Origin of the sequence: Pseudomonas sp. Z1-29, from assembly GCF_051131995.1 — a bacterium.
Taxonomy (GTDB): Bacteria; Pseudomonadota; Gammaproteobacteria; order Pseudomonadales; family Pseudomonadaceae; genus Aquipseudomonas.
In genome coordinates this window covers 5,459,405-5,485,079 of record NZ_CP071645.1, presented here as the reverse complement: position 1 = coordinate 5,485,079, position 25,675 = coordinate 5,459,405, and the positions used below count along the sequence as shown (strand labels likewise).

20 protein-coding genes and 1 riboswitch are annotated in these 25,675 nt (G+C 61.6%); of the genes, 12 read left to right on the top strand and 8 right to left on the bottom strand.

Translation table 11 applies throughout. The annotated features are described in order from the left end of the window. Positions 1–143 precede the first annotated feature (143 nt). Positions 144–249: riboswitch (TPP riboswitch) on the top strand. Positions 250–424: 175 nt separating this feature from the next. Both thiC and cytX read left to right on the top strand, forming a co-directional pair. Then, positions 425–2,314, top strand: coding sequence for a phosphomethylpyrimidine synthase ThiC (thiC, locus tag J3P84_RS24995; RefSeq protein ID WP_434626394.1), 1,890 nt, complete (start codon positions 425–427; stop codon positions 2,312–2,314). Between the two features lie 191 nt (positions 2,315–2,505). After that, positions 2,506–3,798 (top strand): putative hydroxymethylpyrimidine transporter CytX, encoded by a 1,293-nt coding sequence (cytX, locus tag J3P84_RS24990; RefSeq protein ID WP_434626393.1) that lies wholly within the window; start codon positions 2,506–2,508, stop codon positions 3,796–3,798. Here the strand turns inward: cytX and J3P84_RS24985 are convergent. Then, positions 3,767–4,513, bottom strand: coding sequence for a DUF3298 domain-containing protein (locus J3P84_RS24985; protein WP_434602640.1), 747 nt, complete (start codon positions 4,511–4,513; stop codon positions 3,767–3,769). The two genes, cytX and J3P84_RS24985, sit on opposite strands and share 32 nt — an antisense overlap. A gap of 214 nt (positions 4,514–4,727) precedes the next feature. Here J3P84_RS24985 and J3P84_RS24980 point away from each other — a divergent pair, with 214 nt between their 5' ends. The 9 genes from J3P84_RS24980 to J3P84_RS24940 all read left to right on the top strand — a co-directional run bounded on the left by J3P84_RS24980 (position 4,728) and on the right by J3P84_RS24940 (position 15,233). Continuing rightward, positions 4,728–5,345, top strand: coding sequence for an NUDIX domain-containing protein (locus J3P84_RS24980; RefSeq protein WP_434626392.1), 618 nt, complete (start codon positions 4,728–4,730; stop codon positions 5,343–5,345). Beyond that, positions 5,336–5,788 carry a DUF1249 domain-containing protein gene (locus J3P84_RS24975; RefSeq protein WP_003186471.1) on the top strand — a complete coding sequence of 151 codons (453 nt, stop codon included), beginning with the start codon at positions 5,336–5,338 and terminating at the stop codon, positions 5,786–5,788. Before J3P84_RS24980 ends, J3P84_RS24975 begins: the two co-directional genes overlap by 10 nt. Before the next feature lie 98 nt (positions 5,789–5,886). Continuing rightward, on the top strand, positions 5,887–6,702 hold the full coding sequence (gene cpdA, locus J3P84_RS24970) for a 3',5'-cyclic-AMP phosphodiesterase (RefSeq protein WP_434626391.1): 816 nt from the start codon (positions 5,887–5,889) through the stop codon (positions 6,700–6,702). A gap of 1,315 nt (positions 6,703–8,017) precedes the next feature. Beyond that, entirely contained in the window at positions 8,018–8,626 is a 609-nt protein-coding gene (locus tag J3P84_RS24965; RefSeq protein ID WP_305497232.1) for a YqiA/YcfP family alpha/beta fold hydrolase, read from the top strand. A 41-nt stretch (positions 8,627–8,667) separates the two neighbouring features. Next, a complete protein-coding gene (gene parE, locus J3P84_RS24960; protein ID WP_434570021.1) occupies positions 8,668–10,572 on the top strand; it encodes a DNA topoisomerase IV subunit B in 1,905 nt (634 codons plus the stop codon). After that, positions 10,572–11,558 (top strand): esterase-like activity of phytase family protein, encoded by a 987-nt coding sequence (locus J3P84_RS24955; RefSeq protein ID WP_434626390.1) that lies wholly within the window; start codon positions 10,572–10,574, stop codon positions 11,556–11,558. Before parE ends, J3P84_RS24955 begins: the two co-directional genes overlap by 1 nt. Next, positions 11,555–12,076 carry a retropepsin-like aspartic protease family protein gene (locus tag J3P84_RS24950; protein ID WP_434570018.1) on the top strand — a complete coding sequence of 174 codons (522 nt, stop codon included), beginning with the start codon at positions 11,555–11,557 and terminating at the stop codon, positions 12,074–12,076. The genes J3P84_RS24955 and J3P84_RS24950 overlap by 4 nt, the downstream gene beginning before the upstream one ends. 10 nt (positions 12,077–12,086) lie before the next feature. Then, complete coding sequence (gene parC / locus J3P84_RS24945; protein WP_305497226.1) at positions 12,087–14,351, top strand: DNA topoisomerase IV subunit A; 2,265 nt, start codon at positions 12,087–12,089, stop codon at positions 14,349–14,351. A 177-nt stretch (positions 14,352–14,528) separates the two neighbouring features. After that, complete coding sequence (locus J3P84_RS24940; RefSeq protein ID WP_305497225.1) at positions 14,529–15,233, top strand: PqiC family protein; 705 nt, start codon at positions 14,529–14,531, stop codon at positions 15,231–15,233. Between the two features lie 238 nt (positions 15,234–15,471). Here J3P84_RS24940 and J3P84_RS24935 read toward each other — a convergent pair whose 3' ends face one another. Continuing rightward, positions 15,472–16,989: an AhpA/YtjB family protein gene (locus J3P84_RS24935; protein ID WP_434626389.1), complete on the bottom strand. Its 1,518-nt coding sequence runs from the start codon at positions 16,987–16,989 to the stop codon at positions 15,472–15,474. Positions 16,990–17,122: 133 nt separating this feature from the next. Between J3P84_RS24935 and serB the strand changes: the two genes are divergently transcribed. Further along, on the top strand, positions 17,123–18,337 hold the full coding sequence (gene serB, locus J3P84_RS24930; RefSeq protein WP_434626388.1) for a phosphoserine phosphatase SerB: 1,215 nt from the start codon (positions 17,123–17,125) through the stop codon (positions 18,335–18,337). 177 nt (positions 18,338–18,514) lie between these two features. On the opposite strand, the gene J3P84_RS24925 is transcribed toward serB, so the two are convergent. From J3P84_RS24925 to J3P84_RS24900, 6 genes are all read right to left on the bottom strand, one after another. Continuing rightward, positions 18,515–20,275, bottom strand: coding sequence for a molecular chaperone (locus J3P84_RS24925; protein WP_434626387.1), 1,761 nt, complete (start codon positions 20,273–20,275; stop codon positions 18,515–18,517). Between the two features lie 129 nt (positions 20,276–20,404). Beyond that, positions 20,405–20,983, bottom strand: a complete 579-nt coding sequence (locus J3P84_RS24920; protein WP_305497220.1) for a serine acetyltransferase — start codon at positions 20,981–20,983, stop codon at positions 20,405–20,407. Beyond that, positions 20,973–22,193: an O-antigen ligase family protein gene (locus tag J3P84_RS24915; protein ID WP_434626386.1), complete on the bottom strand. Its 1,221-nt coding sequence runs from the start codon at positions 22,191–22,193 to the stop codon at positions 20,973–20,975. Before J3P84_RS24915 ends, J3P84_RS24920 begins: the two co-directional genes overlap by 11 nt. A 100-nt stretch (positions 22,194–22,293) precedes the next feature. Further along, entirely contained in the window at positions 22,294–23,154 is an 861-nt protein-coding gene (gene asd, locus J3P84_RS24910) for an archaetidylserine decarboxylase (protein WP_434626385.1), read from the bottom strand. Positions 23,155–23,173: 19 nt separating this feature from the next. After that, entirely contained in the window at positions 23,174–23,989 is an 816-nt protein-coding gene (locus J3P84_RS24905; RefSeq protein WP_434626384.1) for a rhodanese-like domain-containing protein, read from the bottom strand. Positions 23,990–24,031: 42 nt separating this feature from the next. Continuing rightward, positions 24,032–25,570, bottom strand: coding sequence for an HDOD domain-containing protein (locus J3P84_RS24900; protein ID WP_434626382.1), 1,539 nt, complete (start codon positions 25,568–25,570; stop codon positions 24,032–24,034). Between the last annotated feature and the right edge of the window lie 105 nt (positions 25,571–25,675).

The window sequence follows — 25,675 nt, the reverse complement described above, 5'->3', positions numbered from 1 at the left end:
GTTCAAGATTGAATGCGCATAACAGGCGCGCGGCGTAGCGAGTGTAGTTGCGCCTACGCACGGCAACAATCCTGTATATGCGCCATTCATCACGGCTTTTGCCCTGGCGATGGCGTTCTGCGCCGGTTGTGTCTAGACTGGCCGGGTTCTTGTCGGGGTGCCTTGCTATGAGGCTGAGATCGAATAATTTCGGATCCCGTTGAACCTGATCAGGTTAGCGCCTGCGTAGGGAACAAGATTTCTCGTCACCCGGCGAGTCCTCTTGTGCTTCGTCCGGGATGTTGTTCGACAATCGACTTTCGATCTTCGAACAGGCTCGAGCAGCAAGCACAGCGTTCGCACTTTCGTGCAGGGACGCGTCCATTCGCCACAGGTTCGCTCCGACAAAAATCCACTGCCTGGATGTGTGTCTGGAGAGCCCGTGATGACGACAAAATCAAAAAACGCGACCAACCTCAGTGAATCGGCCCAGGTCGATCAGCAATCGGTCCAACCGTTTACCCGCTCGCAAAAAATCTACGTCCAGGGCAGTCGCCCGGATATCCGCGTGCCGATGCGCGAAATCAGCCTCGACGTGACCCCCACCGACTTCGGCGGCGAAATCAACGCGCCAGTGGTGGTGTATGACACCTCGGGGCCCTACACCGACCCGAACGTGACCATTGATGTGCGCAAGGGCCTGGCCGATGTGCGCTCGCCGTGGATCGAAGCTCGTGGCGACACCGAGCGTCTCGCCGGCCTGAGTTCCAATTTCGGCCAGGAACGCCTGGCCGATCCCGAGCTGACCAAGCTGCGCTTCGCCCATGTAAACAACCCGCGTCGCGCCAAGCCGGGCGCCAACGTCAGCCAGATGCACTACGCGCGCAAAGGCATCATCACCGCCGAGATGGAATACGTCGCCATCCGCGAAAACATGAAGCTGGAAGTGGCCCGCGCCGCCGGCCTGCTGGACCAGCAACACGCCGGTCACAGCTTCGGCGCCAGCGTGCCGAAAGTCATCACCCCGGAATTCGTGCGTGACGAAATCGCCCGTGGCCGCGCGATCATTCCGGCCAACATCAACCACACCGAACTGGAACCGATGATCATCGGCCGTAACTTCCTGGTGAAGATCAACGGCAACATCGGCAACAGCGCGCTGGGTTCGTCCATCGAAGAAGAAGTGGCGAAGCTGACATGGGGCATCCGCTGGGGTTCGGACACGGTCATGGACCTGTCCACCGGCAAGCACATCCACGAAACCCGCGAGTGGATCATCCGCAACTCGCCGGTGCCGATCGGCACCGTGCCGATCTACCAGGCCCTGGAAAAAGTCGGCGGCGCGGCCGAAGACCTGACTTGGGAGTTGTTTCGCGACACGCTGATCGAACAGGCCGAGCAGGGTGTCGACTACTTCACCATCCATGCCGGCGTGTTGCTGCGTTATGTGCCGATGACCGCCAAGCGCGTCACCGGTATCGTCAGCCGTGGCGGTTCGATCATGGCCAAGTGGTGCTTGGCGCACCACAAGGAAAATTTCCTCTACACCCACTTCGAAGACATCTGCGAAATCATGAAGGCCTACGACGTCAGCTTCTCGCTGGGCGACGGCCTGCGTCCGGGCTCGATTGCCGACGCCAACGACGAAGCGCAGTTCGGCGAGCTGGAAACCCTCGGCGAGCTGACCAAGATCGCCTGGAAGCACGACGTGCAGTGCATGATCGAAGGCCCCGGCCACGTGCCGATGCAGTTGATCAAGGAGAACATGGACAAGCAGCTCGAGTGCTGCGACGAGGCGCCGTTCTACACCCTCGGCCCGCTGACCACCGACATCGCGCCGGGCTACGATCACATCACTTCCGGCATCGGCGCGGCGATGATCGGCTGGTTCGGGTGCGCGATGCTCTGCTATGTCACGCCGAAGGAACACCTCGGCCTGCCGAACAAGGATGACGTCAAGACGGGAATCATCACTTACAAAATCGCCGCCCATGCGGCCGATCTGGCCAAAGGGCATCCGGGCGCGCAGATCCGTGACAACGCCTTGAGCAAGGCGCGGTTCGAGTTCCGCTGGGAAGACCAGTTCAACCTCGGCCTCGACCCGGACACCGCCCGCTCGTACCACGACGAAACCCTGCCGAAGGATTCGGCCAAGGTCGCGCATTTCTGTTCGATGTGCGGGCCGAAATTCTGCTCGATGAAAATCACCCAGGAAGTGCGCGAGTACGCGGCCAACCAGCGCATTGAAGCGGTGGATGTCGAGGTCGCCCAAGGCCTGGCGGAGCAGGCGGAGCGGTTCAAGAAAGAAGGTAGTCAGCTTTACAAGAAAGTGTGATTTGAGCGGCGCTCACCCCGTGGCGAGGGAGCTTGCTCCCGCTCGGCTGCGAAGCAGCCGCAAATCCAGTCACCACCATTCTGGCTGCCAGAACGAGTTGACTGGTTTTGGGCCTGCTACGCAGGCCAGCGGGAGCAAGCTCCCTCGCCACATCAGCGACCCAAAACAATAATCTCCCCTGAGATATCTCTGTGAACATCCAACCCAGCACCTATTCCCCAGACACCGCCGTGCCCCTGGACAAACGCGTCTTCGGCGCCCGCGATCTGTTTTCCCTGTGGTTCTCCCTGGGCATCGGCCTGATGGTCTTGCAGGTCGGCGCCTTGCTTGCGCCGGGCCTGGGCTTGAGCGGTTCGCTGCTGGCGATTTTCCTCGGCACGCTGGTGGGCGTCCTGCTATTGGCGGCGGTCGGGGTGATTGGCAGCGACACCGGCCTGTCGGCCATGGCCGCGCTCAAGCTCAGCCTCGGTGGCAAGGGCGCGAGCGTGCCGGCGCTGTTGAACCTGTTGCAGTTGATCGGCTGGGGCTCGTTCGAAATCATCGTCATGCGCGATGCCGCCAGCCTGCTCGGCGCGCGGGCCTTCAGCGAAGGCAGCCTGGGCTCGAATCCATTGCTGTGGACGCTGTTCTTCGGCGCGTTGGCGACCCTGCTCGCGGTGAGCGGGCCGCTGACCTTCGTACGCAAAATCCTGCGCAAATGGGGCATCTGGCTGCTGCTGGCGGCGTGCATCTGGTTGACCTGGAACCTGTTCGCCAAGGCCGATCTGCCGGCGCTGTGGGCCCAGGCCGGCGACGGTTCGATGTCGCTCGCGGTGGGTTTTGACATCGCCATCGCCATGCCGCTGTCCTGGTTGCCGCTGATCGCCGACTACTCGCGCTTCGGCAAACGCGCCAGAAACGTCTTCGGCGGCACGGCCGTGGGGTTCTTCATCGGTAACGTCTGGCTGATGAGCCTCGGCGTGGCCTACACCCTGGCGTTCGCGCCGAGCGGTGAAGTCAACGCGTTGCTGCTGGCCCTGGCCGGTGCCGGGTTGGGCATCCCGCTGTTGCTGATTCTTCTGGACGAGTCGGAAAACGCTTTCGCCGACATCCACTCGGCGGCGGTGTCGACGAGCATGTTGTCGGGGCTGAAGGTCGAGCACCTGGCCTTGGCGATTGGTGTCATCTGCACCGTGATCGCCTGCTTCGCGCCGCTGGCTCAGTACCAGAACTTCCTGTTGCTGATCGGCTCGGTGTTCGCGCCGCTGTTTGGCGTGGTACTGGTGGATCACTTCATTCTGCGCAAGCGCAGCAGCCAGGTGCGCTCGGTCGCGTTGCGCTGGCCGGCGTTGTTGGCCTGGCTGGGCGGGGTGAGTACCTACCACCTGCTGGCCAACTTCTATCCGGACATCGGCGCTACCCTGCCGTCGCTGATCCTGGCAGGGGTGCTGCAATTGTTGCTGGGCCGGGCTTTCAGCTACGGCCGGGAAACAGCTCGGGCTTGAGGATGCCGTTGAGGCGGGGGTAGGCGATCTTCAATTCGATGTGGCCCAGGGCGTACGGCGCGATGGTGCTCACTTCGTATTTGAGGATCACCCCGCCGTAGGTCAGCGCGATGTGCGGGGTTTTCTGGAAGGACCACTGCTTCAGGAATTCCGGTTCCTGATCCAGCTTGGTGCTGATCAGCCAGCTGTTGTGGGCCACTTGCGCGGCTTTCCAGAAGGCTTCTTCCTGGCCCGGCAGCAGCATGTCCGACAGCGTCAGCACTTTTTGCTGCTGGCGCGAATAATTGATGAAACCGCGACCAGGGGTGCCGTGAGCGCCGCCGGTGTCCAGATAGCTGGACAGCTCGATGATCACCAGGCCGTCATGTTGCTCACGTACCTTGGCCTGCAGATAGCTGCTGTTGCGCGGCGCTGCGCTGCGCAGAAACTGCTCGCGATAGGCGGCCAGGGTCGGCGCCACCGGGGCGTCCGGGGTCGTGCGGGTCATTTGCAGCAGACGTTTTTCGATGATTCCGTCCAGCGCGGGCTCGGTGGGGAAATGCAGTGTGTCAATGTTGACCAGCGGGCAGTCGGCGCTGGCGCAGCCAGGCTGCAATTGCTCCGACGCATCGCGAGTGGTCTCCAGCGGGGCGCGGTAATTGGGTTGGAACAGGCTCTGGCAAGCGCCCAGGATCAGGGCAATGGCGGCCAGCGAAGCAATCTTGAAAAGCGACATGGGCGTCCTTCGTGAAACAGGGAAAGGCAAAAAGTTACCCGCTTCGACTGTCGGCAGGGCAATCAGTTCGCCACTAAGCTCATTAGAGTTCTTTCACCTTCTGCCGTCCATCCCGATCAGTGGAAAGGGGCTGCATCAAACGGTACGGGCGCGTTAGGATGGCGCGAAGCCGAGGTTGGAACCCCGCATCGTTCCACTGCACACGAGGATTGTCATGACCGATTTCGCCAACGCCACACCGAGCAACGTGGACATCGTCAAGCGTGAAACCTGCTTCAAGGGTTTCTATAAGCTCGACCGCCTCGTCTTGCGCCACGAGCTGTTTGCCGGTGGCATGAGCCGTGAGATCAGTCGTGAACTGTTTGTACGTCATGATGCGGTGTGTGTGCTGCCCTACGATCCGCAGCGCGACGAAGTGGTATTGATAGAGCAGTTTCGCGTGGGTGCCATTGGCAAGGCCGCCAATCCCTGGTTGGTTGAACTGGTGGCTGGTCTGATCGACAAGGACGAGCAACCGGAAGAAGTTGCTCATCGCGAAGCGCAGGAGGAAGCTGGGCTGGTCTTCGCTGCGCTCTGGCCGATGACCAAGTATTTCCCGTCGCCGGGCGGCAGCAATGAGTTCGTGCATCTTTACCTGGGGCGTTGCGACAGTACGGGGGCCGGCGGCCTGCATGGCCTGCTGGAAGAGGCTGAAGATATCCGCGTAAAGACCTGGGCATTCGAAGACGCCCTGCAAGCGGTGCGCGACGGACGTATCTGCAACGCGGCCAGCATCATTGCCTTGCAATGGCTGGCCTTGAATCGAGATGAAGTGAGGGGGCTATGGTCCTGAACAAGCTGCGCGATCGTTATCGCGTCGACCTGGTGGGGTTGCAGGCCGCCTGCGAGGCCAACTATGCCCGCCTGATGCGCTTGTTGCCGGACATGCGCAACGACCCGGCACCGCGCCGCATCGCCGTGACCCACGGCGACCAGATGCTCGGCGTGCTGGCCCTGGAAGTGCTGCAGACCTGTCCATACACCACCACATTGCAGGTGCGCCAGGAGCACAGCCTGCCCTGGCTGCCGGTGCCGCAGCTGGAAGTGCAGGTCTATCACGATGCACGCATGGCCGAAGTGGTCAGCGCCGAACATGCACGACGCTTTCGCGGCATCTATCCTTACCCCAATGCGTCAATGCACCAGCCGGACGAAAAGGCCCAGTTGAACCTTTTCCTGGGCGAGTGGCTGAGTCATTGCCTGGCGCTGGGCCACGAGTTCGAAGTCGTACGGTAGTTGTGAACCGGTTCCGGTTCGCGGGTTTCCCCTTTCGATCATCCCCCAGCATAATTGCCGCTCATGCAACGGCGTGATTGCGCCTGGGAGAAAGCGATTTGCCGAGCGTATCCAGCTTGACCACTGCCGACGCGGCGCTGCTGGTCCAACTGTCTGACAGCCATTTGTTCGCCGAGGCCGATGCTTCGTTGCTGGGTATGAACACCCGTGACAGCTTGCGGGCGGTGGTTGACCTCGTACTCCGGCAGCACCCGGATATCGACCTGATGCTCGCCACGGGCGATTTGTCCCAGGACGGTACGCTGCAATCCTACGAGGCATTTCGGCACCTGACTGCGCGTATCGATGCGCCGGCGCGGTGGATTCCGGGCAATCATGATGAGCCGCAGGTGATGCTTGAGGCGGCGGTGCAGAGCATGTTGCTCGATCCGGTGGTGGACATCGGCAATTGGCGAGTCACTCTGTTGGATTCAGCCGTGCCAGGTTCGGTGCCGGGTTTTTTGGCCGAGGAGCAGTTGATTCTGTTGGCCAATGCCTTGAGCGAGGCGCCGGAGCGGCATCATCTGGTGTGTCTGCATCATCATCCGGTGTCGATTGGTTGTGCGTGGATGGAGCCGATCGGGTTGCGCAATCCAGAGGCGCTGTTTGCGGTGTTGGATCGGTTTCCGCAGGTGCGGGCGGTGTTGTGGGGGCATGTGCATCAGGAAATAGACCGGGTGCGCGAGGGGTTTCGTTTGTTGGCTTCGCCTTCGACCTGTATTCAGTTTGAGCCGGGGAGTGAGGATTTTGCGGTGGGCTCGCAGGCGCCAGGGTATCGGTGGTTGCGGTTGTTGCCGGATGGGCGGTTGGAGACGGGGGTTGAGCGGTTGGTTGGGTTTGCGTTTACGCCTGACTACGGATCCAACGGCTATTGAGTTCGATCAAGCTGGACTGACCCCAAACTGTGGGAGCGGGCTTGCTCGCGAAGGCGGCTTTACAACCGGCATATCTTTACCGGTCGTATTCCGATTCTATTGTGGGAGCGAGCTTGCTCGCGATGGCGGCCTGACAGTCGACCAGGGCTTTGTTGACCGGGTACATATCCATTGCTGCGGTAACGGCTGCTTAGGGTTCCGCCCTTACGGCGGCTCACTTTTGGAGAGCGCCAAAAGTAAGCAAAAGCGCTTTGCCCCACCACTCGGTGCCTCGCCAAGGCTCGGCATGCCCTCACTCCGGCATTGCTCCGTGGGCCCGCCGCGAAGGGCCATCCATGGCCCAGCGCGGCTAACCCGGCATCCATGCCGGGTTGTCCACTGCGCAATGCCTGCGTTCGGCCAGCGTGGTTAACGGGGCTCCCCAGATCAAGATCAAGGTCTAAAGCGAGGCGGCCTGACAGCCGGCCTTATTCTCACGGGGGTACGCCGGTTTTAATGTGGGAGCGAGCCTGCTCGCGAAGGCGGCGGCACATTCAAGGCTGATGCAGGCTGACCCACCGCTTTCGCGAGCAGGCTCGCTCCCACAGGGGGATTTTTGCTGTGCCGGAAAAATCTAATGACCACGGATTTGTGTGGGAGCGGGCTTGCTCGCGATGGCGGCGGTAGTCAGCCAGGGTTGTGGGAAGGGGCGGAAGACCTTTCTGACGCAAGCGGATTTTTCCGGCGAGTGCTCGCGGTTGCCGGGTGGGAAGGGGCGTCGCTAGTCTTTTCCCGTCGCTGCAAAATTCAGCGGCCGGGCCTGGAAACCCGATAGTAAGGATGCTTCAGCGCGCCACATGAGATACTGCAGCGCTTTTTTTGCGTGTGCAGTTCTGCGTTATGGCGGCTATGCGCGGGAGACTTTCGAGTCTGCCGGGTTTTGCTCCTTTACTCCGGTTTTCCAGCCCGCGCATAGCTGCCACCCTCTCGCCTGGAAACGGGAGATGGCGGTTCCCCTACGGAAAAAGGAACTGCACCATGTTCAAAGCCACGCCCAACCCCCCAGAAACAATCGTTGAGCCGAGACAATGAAGTTTTAACGGCTGACAAAGCCCCCCGTGGCGAGGGAGCTTGCTCCCGCTGGCCTGCGAAGCAGGCCCAAGACCAGGCACCGTGTTCTATCAGTCGGAACGGGCGTTGCTGCTCAAGGGGCTACTGCGTAGCCCAGCGGGAGCAAGCTCCTTCGCCACGAAGACGGAGGGGTATTCGAAACCGCCCAAACTTCCACAAACTCCCTGTAAACTCCGGCCTTTGCCCAGCACCCAGGGAGTTGCCCATGTCGGGTTCGATCCTTTATATCCATGGCTTCAACAGTGCCCCGGCGTCGACCAAGGCCTGTCAACTGACCGAAGTGATGACGCGCCTCGGGCTGGGGGACCAGTTGCGGGTGCCGGCCTTGCATCACCATCCGCGCGAGGCGATTGCTCAGTTGGAGCAGGCGATCACAGAACTGGGGCGGCCGCTGCTGGTCGGCAGCTCGCTCGGCGGCTACTATGCGACTCACTTGGCCGAGCGCCACGGCCTCAAGGCCCTGTTGGTCAATCCGGCGGTCAGCCCGCATCGGATGTTCGACGGTTATCTGGGCACGCAGAAGAATTTGTACACCGACGAGACCTGGGAATTGACCCACGACCACGTGACGGCCCTGGCCGAGCTGGAAGTGCCGGCGCCCCGGGATCCGCAGCGGTTTCAGGTATGGTTGCAAACCGGTGACGAAACGCTGGATTATCGCCACGCCCAGCAGTATTACCGTGCCTGCGCGTTGCGTATCCAGGCCGGCGGCGACCACAGTTTCCAAGGGTTTGCCCAGCAGTTGCCGGCGTTATTGAGTTTTGCCGGCATTGGCGCCGATTTGTACCAGGCGATCGACTTCACCTCACTGTGAACCATTGCCTCTATTTCACTGAACACTGACGACGAGACCCCATGGCCACTCCCAGCGCTAGCTCCTATAACGCAGACGCCATCGAAGTCCTCTCGGGCCTCGACCCGGTGCGCAAGCGCCCCGGCATGTACACCGACACCAGTCGGCCGAATCACCTTGCCCAGGAAGTCATTGACAACAGCGTCGACGAAGCCTTGGCCGGGCACGCAAAGTCGGTGCAGGTCATCCTGCACGCCGATCATTCATTGGAAGTCAGCGATGACGGCCGCGGCATGCCAGTGGACATTCACCCTGAAGAGGGTGTGTCGGGCGTCGAGCTGATCCTCACCAAGCTCCACGCCGGCGGCAAGTTTTCCAACAAGAACTACCAGTTCTCCGGCGGCCTGCACGGGGTGGGTATTTCCGTGGTCAACGCCTTGTCGACCCAGGTGCGGGTGCGGGTCAAGCGTGACGGCAACGAATACCAGATGACCTTTGCTGACGGCTACAAGGCCACCGAGCTGGAAGTGGTCGGCACCGTCGGCAAGCGCAACACCGGCACCAGCGTGTATTTCGCGCCGGACCCGAAGTACTTCGATTCACCGAAGTTTTCCGTCACTCGCCTCAAGCACGTCCTCAAGGCCAAGGCGGTGTTGTGCCCGGGGCTGCTGGTGAGTTTCGAGGATAAGGCCACCGGCGAGAAAGTCGAGTGGCATTACGAGGACGGCCTTCGCTCGTACCTCGTCGATGCGGTCAACGGTTTCGAACGCCTGCCCAACGAGCCGTTCTGCGGCAGCCTGGCCGGTAACAAGGAAGCCGTGGACTGGGCGCTGCTGTGGCTGCCCGAGGGCGGCGAAAGCGTCCAGGAAAGCTACGTCAACCTGATCCCCACTGCCCAGGGCGGCACCCATGTCAACGGCTTGCGCCAGGGCCTGCTCGATGCGATGCGCGAGTTCTGTGAATTCCGTAACCTGCTGCCCCGTGGCGTCAAGCTGGCGCCGGAAGACGTCTGGGAGCGCATCGCCTTCGTATTGTCGATGAAGATGCAGGAGCCGCAATTCTCCGGCCAGACCAAGGAGCGCCTGTCGTCCCGCGAGGCGGCTGCGTTTGTCTCCGGGGTGGTCAAGGATGCGTTCAGCCTGTGGCTCAATGCCAATCCGGAAACCGGCCTGGCCCTCGCCGAACTGGCGATCAACAACGCCGGCCGTCGCCTCAAGGCAAGCAAGAAGGTCGAGCGCAAGCGCATCACCCAGGGGCCGGCACTGCCGGGCAAGCTCGCCGATTGTGCGGGGCAGGACCCGATGCGCTCCGAGCTGTTCCTGGTGGAAGGTGACTCCGCCGGCGGCTCGGCCAAGCAGGCGCGGGACAAGGAGTTCCAGGCGATCCTGCCGCTGCGGGGCAAGATCCTCAACACTTGGGAAGTCGACGGCAGCGAAGTGCTGGCCAGTCAGGAAGTGCATAACATCGCGGTGGCCATCGGCGTCGATCCGGGCGCCGAGGACATGAGCCAGTTGCGTTACGGCAAGATCTGCATCCTCGCCGACGCCGACTCCGACGGCTTGCACATCGCCACCTTGCTCTGCGCCTTGTTCGTCCAGCATTTCCGCCCGCTGGTGGATGCCGGTCACGTCTACGTGGCGATGCCGCCGTTGTACCGTATCGACCTGGGCAAGGAGATCTACTACGCCCTGGATGAAGCCGAGCGCGACGGCATCCTTGATCGGCTGGTGGCCGAGAAAAAACGCGGCAAGCCGCAGGTCACCCGATTCAAAGGCCTGGGCGAGATGAACCCGCCGCAGTTGCGCGAAACCACCATGGACCCGAACACCCGTCGGCTGGTGCAGTTGACCCTGGATGATTTCGAAGCGACGTCGGAAATGATGGACATGTTGCTGGCGAAAAAACGCGCCGGCGACCGCAAGAACTGGCTTGAATCCAAGGGTGATCTGGCCGAGGTCCTGGCCTGATGCGCAACGGTTTCGCCCTGGCGTTGTTGCTGTGGGCGGGGGTGGTAGTCGCAGCGCCAGTGCCGGAACTGAAGTTGCTGTCCGAGCATGTCGTCGATGGCATGCGCGGCGGCAATCTGTCCGGGCTGGCCCTGTGTGGCAACGAGATGTGGACGGTATCCGATCGCGACGATGACCGGATTTACCGGCTTCAACCCTCCGATGCCCGGGCCTGGCAGGCCGAAGCTGTCGGTATCGAGGTGCCTGCCGTGCCGGAGAATGATTTGCCTTGGGGCCTGCAGTCGCGGACCTGGGCGGCATCGTTCGTGCGCGGTGGCGAACTGGACTACGAAGGCATCAGTTGCGACAGCGCCGGTCAGCGTTATGTGGTCAGTGAGTCCCACGCCGCCGTGCTGAGAATATCGCCGGCAGGCGAAGCAGCCTGGCTGAAAATCACCCCGACCATGCTCCGCCAGGCCCGGGGCAGCGGCATGCTGCTGCATTTTAATGCCCTGTTCGAAGGTGTGGCGGTCAACCCGGCTGGCGATCAGCTATGGCTGGCCGCCGAACGGGAGCGTCGTGGGCTGGTGTTGCTCAAGCGCCAGCAAACGGTGTGGGACTGCGACGGCAATTGCGTATTGTTGAGCGAAGCGGGGCAGGAGATGCAGCCGGCGCAGTTTCCCGAGGCCAAGGCGGTTTCCCGGGACTTCGCCGATCTGTCATTGTTCAACGGCAAGCTGTTTACCCTGGAGCGAAACGCCTATCAGATCTGCCGGCGTGACCCGCAGACCGCCAAGGTCGAGCGCTGCTGGTCGTTTGCGGGGGAGGCGTTGCAGGAAAATCGCCGTTATCCACAGCCCTTCGGCCTGGTCGAAGCGCTCATCGTCGACGCCGACGGCGCCTGGATCGGCGTGGACAACAACGACGGTGCGCGGGCTGACGGCGAGCAGCGGCCGGTTATCTGGCGCTTCGCCGCGCCCGAGGGTGGCTGGGGTGCCGCGCCATGAGCCAGCAACCACCGGGCAAGCGCGCCGGCCGGGTACTGATGATCCTGGCCTGGTGCGCGGCACTGTTTCTGGCAACGCGGTTTTTTGCCCAGTGGGAGCAGCGAGAGCTCAACCCCAATGCCGAGGTGCATTCGCAGAAGGGCGAAGGTTTTATCGAAGTAAAGCTGATCGGCAACCGGCAGGGACATTTTGTCGCCAGCGGCCAGATCAACGGCCAGCCGGTGGATTTCATGCTCGATACCGGGGCCACCGACGTGGCGATCCCGCAGGAATTGGCCGAGCGCCTCAAGCTGGAAAAAGGTCTTGGCGTGAGGTTGAGCACCGCCAATGGTTTGAGCGAAGGCTACCGCACCCGTATCGACCGGCTGCAATTGGGTGACATCGTGTTGCGTGATGTCCGTGCCCTGGTGGCGCCAGGCCTGGAAGGCACGCAAGTGCTGCTGGGCATGAGCGCCCTGAACAAACTTGAATTTACCCAGCGCGACGGCACCATGCTGCTGCGCCAGACAACGAACTGATGAGGCCCGCATGAGCGACATTCTTGCAGACAGCTTGGACGGCGTAGAACGCCGATCGCTGGCTGACTTCACCGAAAATGCCTACCTCAATTACTCCATGTACGTGATCATGGACCGCGCCTTGCCGCATATAGGCGACGGTCTGAAGCCGGTCCAACGGCGGATCATCTATGCCATGAGTGAGTTGGGGCTGGACGCCGATTCCAAGCACAAGAAGTCGGCGCGTACCGTCGGTGACGTGCTCGGCAAGTTTCACCCCCACGGCGACTCGGCCTGCTATGAAGCCATGGTGCTGATGGCCCAGCCGTTCAGCTATCGCTACACGCTGGTGGACGGGCAGGGTAACTGGGGTGCGCCGGACGATCCCAAGTCCTTCGCGGCCATGCGGTACACCGAGGCGCGCCTGTCACGCTATTCCGAAGTGCTGCTCAGCGAGCTGGGCCAAGGCACCGCGGACTGGGGGCCGAACTTTGACGGCACCCTCGATGAACCCCTGGTGTTGCCGGCACGTTTGCCGAACATCCTGCTCAATGGCACCACCGGCATTGCCGTGGGCATGGCCACCGACGTGCCGCCGCACAACCTGCGGGAAGTCGCCACAGCGTGCGTGCGCTTGTTGGACGAGCCGAAAGCCACGGTGGAACAGCTCTGCGAACATATCCAGGGCCCGGACTATCCGACCGAAGCGGAAATCATCACGCCGCGTGCCGATCTGCTGAAAATCTATGAGACCGGTCGCGGTTCGGTGCGCATGCGCGCCGTCTATCACGTTGAAGACGGTGACATTATCGTCACCGCGCTGCCGCATCAGGTTTCCGGGGCAAAAGTCCTTGAGCAGATTGCTGCGATGATGCAGGCAAAACCGTCGAAAGCGCCGCAGGTTGCTGACTTGCGCGACGAATCCGACCACGAGAATCCCTGCCGCATCGTGATCATTCCGGTGAACAGCCGGGTCGATCACGACGCGCTGATGCAGCACTTGTTCGCCAGCACCGATCTGGAATCCAGCTATCGGGTGAACATCAACATCATCGGCCTGGACGGCAAGCCGCAGCTGAAAAACCTGCGGGCATTGCTCGTGGAGTGGCTCGAATTCCGGGTCAAGACGGTGCGTCGGCGCCTGCAATTTCGCCTGGACAAGGTCGAGCGTCGCCTGCATCTGTTGGACGGCTTGCTGATTGCCTACCTCAACCTCGATGAAGTGATCCACATCATCCGCACCGAGGAGCATCCCAAGGCCAGCCTGATCGAGCGCTTCGCCCTCAGTGAAATCCAGGCCGACTACATCCTCGACACGCGCCTGCGCCAACTGGCACGCCTGGAAGAAATGAAGCTGCGTGCCGAGCAGGATGAATTGCTCAAGGAACAGGCCAAGCTGCAAGCCTTGCTGGGCAGCGAAGCCAAACTGAAGAAACTGGTACGCACCGAGTTGCTCAAGGACGCCGAAACCTACGGCGATGACCGTCGTTCGCCGATTGTCGAGCGTGCCGAGGCCAAGGCCTTGAGCGAGCACGACCTGTTGCCGAACGAGAAAGTCACCGTTGTACTGTCGGAAAAAGGCTGGGTGCGCTCCGCCAAGGGCCATGACATCGACGCTGCCGGGCTTTCCTACAAGGCCGGGGACGGCTTCAAGGCCTTGGCGCCGGGGCGCTCGAACCAGTTCGCAGTGTTCATCGACTCTACCGGGCGCAGCTATTCGGTGCCGGCCCACACCTTGCCATCGGCGCGTGGCCAGGGTGAACCGCTGACCGGACGATTAACACCTCCGCCGGGTGCAACTTTTGAATGTGTGCTGATGCCTGATGATGACGGGCTGTACGTTATCGCGTCGGACGCCGGCTACGGGTTCGTCGTCAAGGGTGAAGACCTGCAAGCCAAGAACAAGGCGGGCAAGGCGTTGTTGAGCCTGCCGAACAACGCCAAGGTCATTGCCCCGCGCCCGGTCAGCGATCGCGATAACAACTGGCTGGCTTCGGTGACGACCGAAGGTCGGTTGCTGGTCTTCAAAATCAGCGACCTGCCACAGCTTGGGAAAGGCAAAGGCAACAAGATCATCGGGATTCCTGGCGAACGGGTGGCGAGTCGCGAAGAATTTGTCACGGATATTGCAGTGCTACCTGAAGGTGCCACGCTTGTGCTGCAGGCTGGAAAGCGTACGCTTTCACTGAAAGCAGACGATCTTGAGCATTACAAAGGTGAACGCGGTCGGCGGGGCAACAAGCTTCCAAGGGGTTTTCAACGGGTGGATGCACTGCTCGTCGAAAACCTCAATTGACCGTGCTAGAGGGCTCGGTCTGCGATTAAAAGCCGCAGATCGGAACTTTGGCGCTGGAGTCGGAACGCATATTCACGGATGATAGGCCCTTTCAAGCGCCGGCGTGGCCGAGCGTTCTTCATAATGACCGAGTATTTTCACTGTGGTAAGCCTTGTGGCTGCCACCTGGACGGGACGATGACTGCTCTGCGCCTACCTATTTTGTGGCTCGCCGGCCTGCTTGGCCTGGCGGGTTGCAGCATGCACCAGCCGGTGTCGCTGTATCAGTTGGACAGCGGTACCCCGGCCCAGCCTGCGCAAAGCACAGGCATGGCGGTTTTGCTGGGCCCTGTATTGATTGCCGACTACCTGCAACGCGAAACTCTCCTGCAACGCCAACCGGACGGCAGCTTGCAAGCCGCCACGGACGGTCGTTGGGCCGGCAGCCTGTCCTCGGACATCGACCAGCTGCTGCTGCGCCAGGTCGCCGGTCACCTGGACAGTCAGCGCGTGGTGCTGGCGCCGGCTACCCAAGGCTTCACCCCGGATGTGCAGGTCCTGCTGTCGATTACCCGCCTGGACTCGGGTGAATCACAACCGGCGGTACTCGATGCCCAATGGCGGTTGATTGACCGTCGCGGCAAGGTGCGTGAGAACCGCATCGTTCATCTGCAAGAGCAACACGCCGGCACCACGGCGGCGCAGGTTCAGGCCCAGGGTGTGCTGCTGCAACGACTGGCCGAACAGTTGTCCGTCTCGCTCAAGCCGCTGGCCAACCAGCCTCCTATCGCTGAAGTTCCACGCAAGCCCGCTCCCGCCCCGGCCAAGCCGGCAGGAAAGGAAAAGGACAAGATTCCGATGGCCCTGCCGATTCGGACGGACATGGAAGTGTTCCGGTTCTGACGGTTGGTATGGATGCAAGACAAAGCCCGCGTTGATGCGGGCTTTTTCATGTCTGTCTGCTGGAATTCCGGTGCCTGGGCCGGCCTCATCGCGAGCAAGCTCGCTCCCACAGGGGAGGGCGGCAAGCCACAGATCCACTGTGGGAGCGAGCCTGCTCGCGAAGAGGCCATCGAAGCCAATAAAAAAGCCCGCAGACAATCACTCATCTGCGGGCTTCGTTTATGCCTGGCAACGGAACTCAGGCCTGGCGCTCATGCATCCGCGCCAGTTGCCGTTCCAGCATCGACGGATAAGGCTCCATCAGTCGTTCCACACAGCAGGCGCCCTCGGGGCTGGCGATCGGACGGATGCGTGCGCGTTGGCGGATCAGCGCGTCGTCATTTATCTTGCGTTCCACCAGCAGCAGGTTGCGGCTGTGTTGGGAAAGGGCCAGGGCGTCCTGGGCGGTTTCGGTCAGCAGCAGGTCGATCTGGCTCAGGCCGAACAAGCCATCGCCCAAGGTCAGGCCCAGTTGCAATTGCAGAGTGATGCCGCTGTCGGCGACTTCGATCTGCAATTGATGACCCAGCGCCCGCAGCAATTCGCCGCAGCAGATGGCGTTGGTCAGGTAGTCGTCGCCGCTGTCCTCGGTGTGGAACAGCATCAGCGTGCTGCCGTCGTTCAGGGTGTGCAGTTCGCCCTGATAAAGCGATGCGGCCTGGTCGAGGCAGTCGCGATAGCGTTCGAGCAGTTCTTTCAGGCGAGCCTGGGGCAGGCGCCGCAGTTGGTCCTGGGCGCCCAGTTGCACGGCCAGTACGGCGCTGTGCTGGGGCTGGTTCGAGGCGACAGGGCGGGCAAGCGGTTGTGGTTCGGCGCCGATCGAATCGTCGCGCAAATCGGCAAAGGCCTCGTCGTCATCGTCGTCTTCGACAGTGCGCACCACATGTCGCGGCGCGGGGCGGGCAGCGGGCAGCGGCGCGCTTTCGTCGAACCCCGGGTCGCGCAGGTTGCGCACTTCGAAGCCCGGCTCCGCATCGTCCTCGTCAACGTAGTCGATGTCTTCAGGTTCCGGCACGGGTTCCGGCTCCGGCGCGAAGCTGGCGTGCAGCTGCCGGGCCAGGTCGCCGATTTCATCCTGGCGCTGGGTGGCTGGCGTGTGTTCGTCGATGTCTCGCAGCCAGACGCGCAACTGCAACAGCGGCGTGGATATATGCCGCCCCAGGCGCAAGCTCAACGCCAGGGCCAATGCCAGCAGGATCGCGCTGAGGATGCCCATGCTTTGCAGGCTGATGGTCATGGGTTGCTGGAACTGGTCCATGTCCAGGCTGATGCGTAGTTGGCCGGCGGTCACGTCCTGGAAGGTGATCTTGCTCTGGTACATGCCGCCGGTTTCGCCGAGCAAGCCTGGCTTGGGACGCTGGCCGGCCTCGGCGAGGATGCGGTTGTCCACGCTGTAGATGGCGGCGTGGGCCACCAGCTTGTTCTTGGTCAGGTTGTTGAGCAGCACATTGAGACTGAGGATGTCGTTGGACACCAGCAGCTCGGTGGCGGACGTGGCGGTCTGGGTGGTCAGGCTTTCGCCCAGGGCATCCGCCTGCTCGTGCATGGCCTGCTTGAATTGCAGGCCCATCACGCAGGCATAGATGACCAGGGCCAAGGCGACCAGAATCACGTTATGGCTGGCAATGCGCAATGCGATCGGCACGCGGCGATGGCGCAATGCTCGGAAGATCAGCAGGAAGAAATTGTCGGTTTTGACTGGCGTGGGCCGGTTCACTGAGCTCGGCTCTTTGTCCGTGAAATTGACGCGCAGTATAGCGACAGCCCCATGACCGGCAAAGCACTGGCGGTGCCCGATGGTCACTGAATGTGGGTAGAATGCGGTTTTTTTCCACCTGCGGGGGTGCGCCTTGCGTGAAATCGTCCTGATAAACATCACTGGCAGCGACCGTCCGGGTCTGACTGCGGCCATTACCGGCGTTCTGGCCCAGGGTGGTGTGAACATTCTCGATATCGGTCAGGCGGTGATCCACGACACGCTGTCGTTTGGCATCCTGGTTGAAATCCCGGACGCCGAACACAGCAAATCGGTGCTCAAGGACATCTTGTTCACCGCATACAAGCTTGATCAGCAGGTGCGTTTCACCCCGGTTTCCGAGGAAGATTACCAACAGTGGGTGGCTGGCCAGGGCAAGAAACGCCATATCGTGACGCTGTTGACCCGCAAGGTGACCGCCGAGCAATTGCAGCGTGTCAGTTCGATCACTGCCCAATACGGCTTGAACATCGACCATATCGACCGACTGTCCGGGCGCATGCCGCTGGATACTCCGGCCGATCAAGGCAAGGGCTGCATCGAGTTTTCCGTGCGCGGCGAACCCGCCGATCCCCAGGCTTTGCGCGCCGAGTTCCTCAGCGTGGCGCAAGAGCTGAACGTTGACATCGCCTTCCAGGAGGATTCGCTGTTTCGCCGCAACCGTCGCCTGGCGGTGTTCGACATGGACTCGACGTTGATCGAAGCCGAGGTCATCGATGAGTTGGCCAAGGCTGCCGGCGTCGGCGACAAGGTGTCGGCGATTACCGAGCGGGCGATGGCCGGCGAGCTGGATTTCCGCGCCAGCTTCAAGGAGCGCCTGGCGTTGCTCAAAGGCCTGGATGTCAATGTGCTCGACTCGATCGGTGCCTCGTTGCGCCTGACCGAAGGCGCCGAAACCTTGTTCGCCGAGCTCAAGCGCCTGGGTTACAAGACCGCCATCCTGTCCGGCGGCTTCACTTATTTTGCCAAACAGTTACAGGCCAGACTCGGCATCGACTACGTGTTCGCCAACGAACTGGAAGTGGTGGATGGCAAGGTCACCGGCGTGGCTGTCGAGCCGATCGTCGATGCCCAGCGCAAGGCGGACTTGCTGCGTGAGCTGGCCGCGAAAGAAGGCCTTCGACTGGAGCAGACCATCGCGGTCGGTGACGGCGCCAACGACTTGCCGATGCTTGCGATCGCCGGGCTGGGCGTGGCGTTCCGGGCCAAACCGCTGGTCAAGCAATCAGCCAGGCAGGCCATCTCGACCCTGGGGCTGGATGGGGTGCTGTATTTGCTGGGCTTCAGGGATCGCGACGGGCAGATTTGAGCCCTGCATCAATTTTCAGGGCATACGCTCTTGTGGCGAGGGAGCTTGCTCCCGCTCGGCTGCGAAGCAGTCGTAATCCAGGCGACGCGTTATTTCAGGTACACCGTGTCGCTCGGTTTGGGGCCGCTGCGCAGCCCAGCGGGAGCAAGCTCCCTCGCCACGGGAGCGGGTCGCTTCCTAGAGTGACTTCCACAGCGAATCAAAATCGCCTTCCTTGTCACTGCCATCCCCGCCGGTGCCTGAGTCTTCGGGGTGATAAGCAAACTGATTGAAGCTGTGGGTGCTGGTCACGCGCCGATCCAGCGAGGCTCGTCTTTCCTGTCCGTTGGTATTGATCAACACTCGCTGGCCTTCCTGGAAGGGCAGGCGCGGAGCGATCATCGTGGGCGGCAGGTCGATCGCGCTGATTTCCGGCAGCAGCAACCCCCGCAAGTAGTGGCCTTGCTCGTTCTGCTCGCGCGCCAATTGCACGCCGCAAGGCTGGGCATGGGGAGCTACCAGTTCAATGCCCATTTGCATCGCACCGTTGCGCACCTGCCGGATCCAGCGGACCACGGCGATACTCCAGGCCTGGTCGCTGGTGTCACGAATCCCGACCATCTCCCCGGCCTGCAATTGCTCCGGCACTTCCTTCGGCCAGCCGAGGCAGTACCCACCCGGGCTGTGATTGATGATCGGCAGCTCAAAGGTCGGGAAATGATGCTGGTTGTCGGAACTGGCGCCGTCATCATCGGCCGGGTTGACCGGATACTCGATTTCCTCGTAGGGCAAGAGGTCGCTGTCGCCAGCTGGCGCGGCGTCAAACGCCTGGTTCCAGGTGTCGTTGGTTTTGGTCGGCGAGGCCTCGAATCGGGCCTTGCGCATGGCCGGGTTCTTCAGGATTTCGCTGAAGGAACGTTCGCCCCCAAGGTAATAGTGCAGCGCGCTCATGCCCACGCACAGGGTCAGCGTGCCGTTGCCTTCGGTGCGTTGGAAGCTGCGTTCGGCGGCTTCGCCCCAGGCCGCTTGCAGATGATGCAAGGTATCGGCACTCATGCCGGCAGGTACCGCCAGGGACGAGTCGCCAGGTTGCGCCAGGTGAGCGCTGATGGCACGCACCAGGGGCTGGGGATCGAACCCCTGCAGGCTCGGTTGCTGTTCGGCGCGAAATTTGGAGCGATAGCGCGGCCCTACATCCAGTTGCGGTGCGACCGCAAACAGGCTAGCGGCGGTGAGGGCCGGGTCGAGCTTGACGCTCTGACTCCACGGCTCCAGCACTTCGGCCAGCCGGGCGATCTGGCTCTGGCGTAACTGGTTGCTGCGCGAAGCGCCCAGCAGCAGGGCGACGACGTAGGTCTGCTCGGCATTCAATTGAGGGACCTGGCTGGCCAGCTCATCGCCAACGCTGAGGTGCTGCAATCGGTGCTGGCAGGCGATCCGGTACAGCTGGTGCAAATCGAGCCATAAACCTTCAGGCACGGGGCTGTATAGCTGGCTGGCTCGCAACAGCGTGCCGTCGAGGGCATGTATCGCCCGTTGCAGCGCTGTCGCCAGCAGGCGCGCCCGGTCCTTGGTGAATTTTGGCGAGATGCGCGCAACGATTTGTTTGTATCCCATCGCCAAATGAGTCTGCAGGGCCTGGCTCAGGTTGACGATCTTGCGCGAGCGCTCATCCAGCACGATGGCCTGTTGCAGGAAATGTCGCTCCAGGTGCTTGCAGACGTAATAAACCTCGGGCCGCAACAGTTCGAGCAGTTGCAGGCGGTTTTCACTCGGGGTGAGCAACTGGTTCAGTTCACCGAGGGCCTGGTACAGCAGGCGCGCGGTTTCACCGATGTTGGCCTTGGGCAGGTTGCCGATCCAGCGCTTGAGGTCGCGTGGCGTGGCATCGCAGAAGGACAGGCGCGACTGGGTCGGTGTCGAGACGCGCAGTAACTGGAGAGGGCTGGTCTCATTCATGCCGTGGATGGGCTCCGGCGGGAAATGAAGGGAATGTTTCCAACTCTAGCAGGTGTGGGCAAAAGATCATGCTGCGGCGACACCTGGCGCCCGCGGCGTCCACGACCGCCGCAGCGCCGGTCGGCCACGCTAGCTTTGCAGACGGCCCATTGACTGGGGATCGTAGGCTTTCATTTCGCCGACGCTGCGGGTGATATACAAGTGGTTGGCCGGGATACTTTTGTTGACGAAGGCGCCAGCGCCGACGATCACGTTGTCGCCCAGCTCCAAGTCGTCTGAAATGATGCAGGCATGGGCGTGTACCCTGACGCCGTCACCGATACGCAAGAGCGCAGCCTCGCTTTGGCCCTTGATGCCCAGCGTGCAGTTCTGCCAGATCTTGAAGTCTTTGCCGATAACGGCGTGCGAGGTGATAACGATTCCATTCGGGTGCGCGATCCAAAGCCCTTCTCCAATGGTGGCGCCGAGCATGATCTCCACATTGAACTGGCGACTGATTCGCTCGTTCAGCAGTTTGCCGCGCCGTCTCCAGAACTTGCTGTCCTGCTGATGCATGGCGTAGGCCAGGCGAAACCAGAACAGATAGCGGTACCGGTTGATGCGCTGGCACTTCTGGTAAAGCCGGCGCCATCTGAACGGTTTGTCCAGGCCACCAAGAATTTCGATATGCCAGTAGCGTTTGGCTGATCGGAAAATATCAATGAGCATCGACAGCCTCTTTGCAAGACGCAGGGCCTGGTAAAAAACGCTGGGAAAGAATGATCCCGACAGGAAGCCAGAAGACGATCCAATAGACCCCGGGCCTGTTGAATACCGTGTGGTAGTCGAACATGGCCGTCACTATTGCGAAGATAAGCAGAGGAAAACCCGCCGAGCCTATAGGGTTTATCCAGGTTTTTCTGTCAACGGCGCAGATGAAGACATGGAAAACGGCCAGCAGCAGCAGCGCCGCCCCGACGACCCCGAACTCATAAAAGAACTGCAGGAACAGGTTGTGCACCTGGTTGTAGCATTGGGTTTCCAAAACGCAGATGTCAAAATTGCTCCCCGCGCCGGCCCCGAATAGCCAGAACTCTTCGATGCGGCTCAGCCAGCCAGCCCAGATCAGGTCGCGAAGGCTGAATCCACGACTTTGCTGATCGACGATGACTGGCCATAACCATGCAACTGCCACAAGAAAAAGAGCACCTGTGAGGTACAGCCATTTTCTTGTTCGTGGTGTGTGTTGGAACACCACGCTGGTGCAGATGGCCAGGCCATACCCAAGCCAGACGGCCCTTGAAAGGGTGCAGAACAGGTACAGCGACAGACCTGCCACGCACGCCATGTAGAAGACCCTGAGCCATGGCCCGCAGGGTTTGGTCAGCAGGAGGTGGAACCCGTAGATGCCAAAAAAACCGTAGTACAGCGCAGCGATGATCGGGTTCTTGAAATTCGCGTAGTCGCCATATCCCAGGTTGAACAAGCGTCCGCCCATGAAAAAGATGTTCTGGTCTTGCTGTACGAAATGAATCAGCAGGCCTGCGATTGCAAAGAGTCCTGCCACGGCGAAGGCAAACGTGAGGCTTTTTTCAAGCAGCCCCTCTCGAGCCAGTATATGCACAGTGCCGAGATACAAGGTCACGTAGAGCACGGTTTTGAACTGCGAGAAGGCGGATGTCGATGAGCCGGGGTTCAGGAATGCGATCAGCAATGAGAAGGCCAGCATCAGCAGGACCGGCCAATAGCGTTTCTGCATCAGGCTTTGGCGCAGGCGTGCGTCGACAATGCACAAGAGCAATGCAGGCAGGAACAGGCTCAGGTTGGAAATCGTCGTGTAGCTACTGCCGTCAGTGATGAAGAGTAGCCCTGTCAGGTGTACGGTGAATCCGATCATCAGAACTAGCACGGTGTATCTGGTAAAAACCGAACGTGTCATACCTATTCCAGGGGCAGTGAATGGGAGCCAGGGCTGAGGTTTCCAAGGCGTGGGGGAAGACCGCCGGCGATGGCAGCGACTCACGTCGCTGCCTCGGTGATCAAGCCTTGGGTAATGCCAGTCCTTGACCCATCTGCACCGGCGAGCCGGCTACCAGGTCTTCGGTCCACTTCACTTGATCCGGCCCGAACAGCACGATAGCGGTCGAACCCAGTTTGAAACGGCCCAGCTCGGCACCCTTCTCCAGGTGAATCGGCGCACGGGCGGCTTCGTCATAACGGAAGGTCTTGAGTTCGCGCTTGGGCGGTGTCACCAGGCCGGCCCAGACCGTCTCGATGGACGCCACGATCATTGCACCCACCAGCACCACGGCCATCGGCCCGCGTTCGGTGTCGAAAATGCACGCTACGCGTTCGTTGCGGGCGAACAGCTCCGGAACGTTCTCGGCAGTGGTCTGGTTGACCGAGAAAATGCGCCCCGGGATGTAGACCATTTCCCGCAGCGTGCCGGCCAACGGCATGTGCACGCGGTGGTAATCCTTGGGCGACAGGTAAATCGTTGCGAAGTCGCCGCCCATGAATGGCGCCGCGTTGGCCGCATCGCCGCCGAGCAGTTCCAGCACGCTGAAGCTGTGGCCCTTGGCCTGGAACACGCGGCCATGCTCGATCGGGCCGAGCTGGCTGACGGCGCCGTCGGCGGGGCTCAGAATCGCGCCTGGGGTTTGATCCAGGGGGCGGGCACCGTCTTTCAGCGCGCGGGTGAAGAAGGCGTTGAAGTGCTCGTAGGCGCTCAGGTCTTCCACCAGGGCCTGGGACATATCCACCTGGTAGCGCTTGGCGAACCAGGCCGTAAAGGCGTTCTTGAACCAGCGCACGCGGCATTCGGCGATGCAGCCGGCGAGGCGCGACAGCAAGTGGTGCGGCAGCAGGTATTGGGAAAGGATGAACAAGCGGTTCTTCATTAAATGTCCTTAGGAATCTTCAAAGCTCGATCGGGGTGTCAGGGTGGTTGCCCCATTCGCCCCAGGAACCGGCATAGCCTTTGACTCGCGGATAACCGAGCGCCTTGGCCACCAGATAGGTGAAGCCAGAGCGGTGATGAGTCTGGCAGTGGGTAACGATTTCCTTGTCGGGTGTAATACCCAACTGTCCGAGGATTTCGGGCATGTCCTTGCGAATGCGCAGGTTGCGCGTCGGGTCCATGCCGGCGGTCCATTCGAAGTTCACCGCGCCGGGAATATGGCCGCCCCTGGCCGCGACGACTTTTTCGCCGGAGTACTCCAGCGGGCCGCGTGCATCCCAGATGGCGAGGTCGGCAGCGCCGAGACGGCCTTGCAGGTATTCGCGGGTGGCAGTGGGTTCGTCGTGCAGCACAAGGCTCACCGGGCCTGCGCCGGGCGCGGGCATTTCAGTGGACACCGGCAGGCCCTCATCCAGCCAGGACAGCAAGCCACCGTCGAGGTAGTGATAATTCGAATGACCGATCACGTCCAACAGCCAGATGAAGCGCCCGGCCCAACCACCGCCTTCATCGTCATACACCACGTAGACGGCGTTGGGGTTGTGTCCGAGTTCGCCGAACAGCGCCTCAAGGTCGGCTTTTGCCGGCAACAGGCCTGGGGCCGGAGGCTGACCCAGTTGCGTGCGCTTGGGATCGACGAAACGCGCGCCGGGGATGTGCCCGTTGCTGTAGCGGGCCGCGCTGGTGAGGTCCACCAGAATCAGCTCGGGAGCATCGAGGCGCGGCCGCAGTTCGCTCGGTTCGATTACCAGCGGCAAGCCAGAGAAGTCAGGCATGTGAGGCCTCCTGGGGCGCAAAGGGAAAGGATTGTAGCAAGTTCAGCGGCCGCGGTTGGTGAAGCTGTGCAGGGCGCGCTCGATGCACTGCACGGTTTTACCGAAAGCTTGTACCGTCACATCCGAAAACGGTCCGCCGCCCTGGTCTACCACCACCAGCATAATCACTCGACCGTTACAGGTCAGAGAGCGCAGCAGCAAGTGTTCGCCGCGAAACAGGCTGCGCAGGCCCGCTGGCAGCAATGCCGAATATTGGGCGTTGTTTTGCGGGGTCAGGCGAACCTGGGCCTGCTGGGCAAGTAATCGTTGCAGGATTTTGCTTTGGCTGATGGAGAAGCTCATGGCCGCCGCTTCCTTGGGCAAACCGGCAATCTGATGCACGCGCACGCTGGTCTGGCTGCGGTCGGCCATCAAGATCATGACCCGGCGCATGCCACATGCCGCTAGCGCATCCCGTGCCGAGGTGGTCAGGTGCATGGCGTTGCGGAACGGGCTCGGCTCCACCAGCAACGCGGCGCATTGTTTGCGCCATTGGCTCAGGTCCTGGGCGCTGGGCGGGGCGGCGGGCAGCAAACCTGGGTGGACCCGCTTGCTGCCCGGCGGCCAGATCAGCGCCACGGCGGGATGCCAGAGGTCCGGCATGGCGTGCTGACGCGCGCTGTTGGCGGCCTGTTGGTGAAGCTGTTGCTGAATGTCGTCCATCGGCATCTGCAGATACAGGCTGGTGAGGTATTGCCAGCGGGCACTGTGCGGGCTGTCCCACGCCTGCTGTGCCGAAAGTGCCAGGCCGTTGGCCAGCAGCACGGTGTTGGCTGGCTGATTGAGCCAGCGCCGCAGGGTCGGGTCGTCGTCCAGGCGATTCTGTTGGCGCAGTGGATGCTCACTGTCGCGCGCAATGCGCAGCACTTTGACCAGTTCGCGACGCTCGTTGAGCAGCAGGCGATAGCCCTGCGCTACCCAGATCGGCAGGCGCCAGGTCTCCACCAATGCCAGGCAGATTTTCAGCAGGCTGACGCCGAACAGTTCACGCTCCACTTCGCCGGCTGGCTGGCCTTTATGAACGACGCGCAGCTCCCATTCCCCGAGCAGTCGTGGATGAGTCAGGGCCAGCGGCCAGAGCGGTGACAGGAACAGCAGGCTGCCCCAATGGATGTCTTGCCACAGCCGCGCCAGGCGGCTGGCAAAAAAACCGTTGGCCTGTTGCGTGGCGTGCTGGCTGATCAATTGCAACTGGCGCAGGGCCAAGGGAATCTGCTGCCCCGGCAGTGAGGGCAGGCGAGCAAGCAGTTCTTCGGTGCGCTTGAGGCCGAGGCGGTTGATGGCCACCTCAAGGTTTTCCGCCGGTTCCGCCAGGGTACCGTGCGTGTGGTGGTTGGCTTCGCGAATGACACTCAGGGCCAGCGCGGGGCTGTCCTGCATCAATTCGGCGATGTCACGCAGCGAGCGGCGACTGTCGCCAATCGCCTTGCAGACCAGGTCGTGGCTGGCCTGTGGCACCGGCAGGTGTACGCCCTCGAGCAGCTTTACCCAGCCTTCGAGGGTGGTCGGTCTTGGAGTTGGGACGTTCGTTTCGTTAGCCATGGTTGGACGTGATCATCGCATGGGGTATCTACGCCCGGAACGGGGCAAAATTGGCTTTTCGCCGGAACTGGCTATAGTCTGGCGCAGTTTTGCCGATAAGTAGAA

Excerpts from the sequence above, each read along its gene's own strand:
- thiC (WP_434626394.1), top strand. The coding sequence starts at position 425 with ATGACGACAAAATCAAAAAACGCGACCAACCTCAGTGAATCGGCCCAG.
- J3P84_RS24985 (WP_434602640.1), bottom strand. The coding sequence starts at position 4,513 with ATGTCGCTTTTCAAGATTGCTTCGCTGGCCGCCATTGCCCTGATCCTG.
- J3P84_RS24980 (WP_434626392.1), top strand. The coding sequence starts at position 4,728 with ATGACCGATTTCGCCAACGCCACACCGAGCAACGTGGACATCGTCAAG.
- J3P84_RS24975 (WP_003186471.1), top strand. The coding sequence starts at position 5,336 with ATGGTCCTGAACAAGCTGCGCGATCGTTATCGCGTCGACCTGGTGGGG.
- J3P84_RS24965 (WP_305497232.1), top strand. The coding sequence starts at position 8,018 with ATGTCGGGTTCGATCCTTTATATCCATGGCTTCAACAGTGCCCCGGCG.
- parE (WP_434570021.1), top strand. The coding sequence starts at position 8,668 with ATGGCCACTCCCAGCGCTAGCTCCTATAACGCAGACGCCATCGAAGTC.
- J3P84_RS24955 (WP_434626390.1), top strand. The coding sequence starts at position 10,572 with ATGCGCAACGGTTTCGCCCTGGCGTTGTTGCTGTGGGCGGGGGTGGTA.
- J3P84_RS24950 (WP_434570018.1), top strand. The coding sequence starts at position 11,555 with ATGAGCCAGCAACCACCGGGCAAGCGCGCCGGCCGGGTACTGATGATC.
- parC (WP_305497226.1), top strand. The coding sequence starts at position 12,087 with ATGAGCGACATTCTTGCAGACAGCTTGGACGGCGTAGAACGCCGATCG.
- J3P84_RS24940 (WP_305497225.1), top strand. The coding sequence starts at position 14,529 with ATGACTGCTCTGCGCCTACCTATTTTGTGGCTCGCCGGCCTGCTTGGC.
- J3P84_RS24925 (WP_434626387.1), bottom strand. The coding sequence starts at position 20,275 with ATGAATGAGACCAGCCCTCTCCAGTTACTGCGCGTCTCGACACCGACC.
- J3P84_RS24920 (WP_305497220.1), bottom strand. The coding sequence starts at position 20,983 with ATGCTCATTGATATTTTCCGATCAGCCAAACGCTACTGGCATATCGAA.
- J3P84_RS24915 (WP_434626386.1), bottom strand. The coding sequence starts at position 22,193 with ATGACACGTTCGGTTTTTACCAGATACACCGTGCTAGTTCTGATGATC.
- asd (WP_434626385.1), bottom strand. The coding sequence starts at position 23,154 with ATGAAGAACCGCTTGTTCATCCTTTCCCAATACCTGCTGCCGCACCAC.
- J3P84_RS24905 (WP_434626384.1), bottom strand. The coding sequence starts at position 23,989 with ATGCCTGACTTCTCTGGCTTGCCGCTGGTAATCGAACCGAGCGAACTG.
- J3P84_RS24900 (WP_434626382.1), bottom strand. The coding sequence starts at position 25,570 with ATGGCTAACGAAACGAACGTCCCAACTCCAAGACCGACCACCCTCGAA.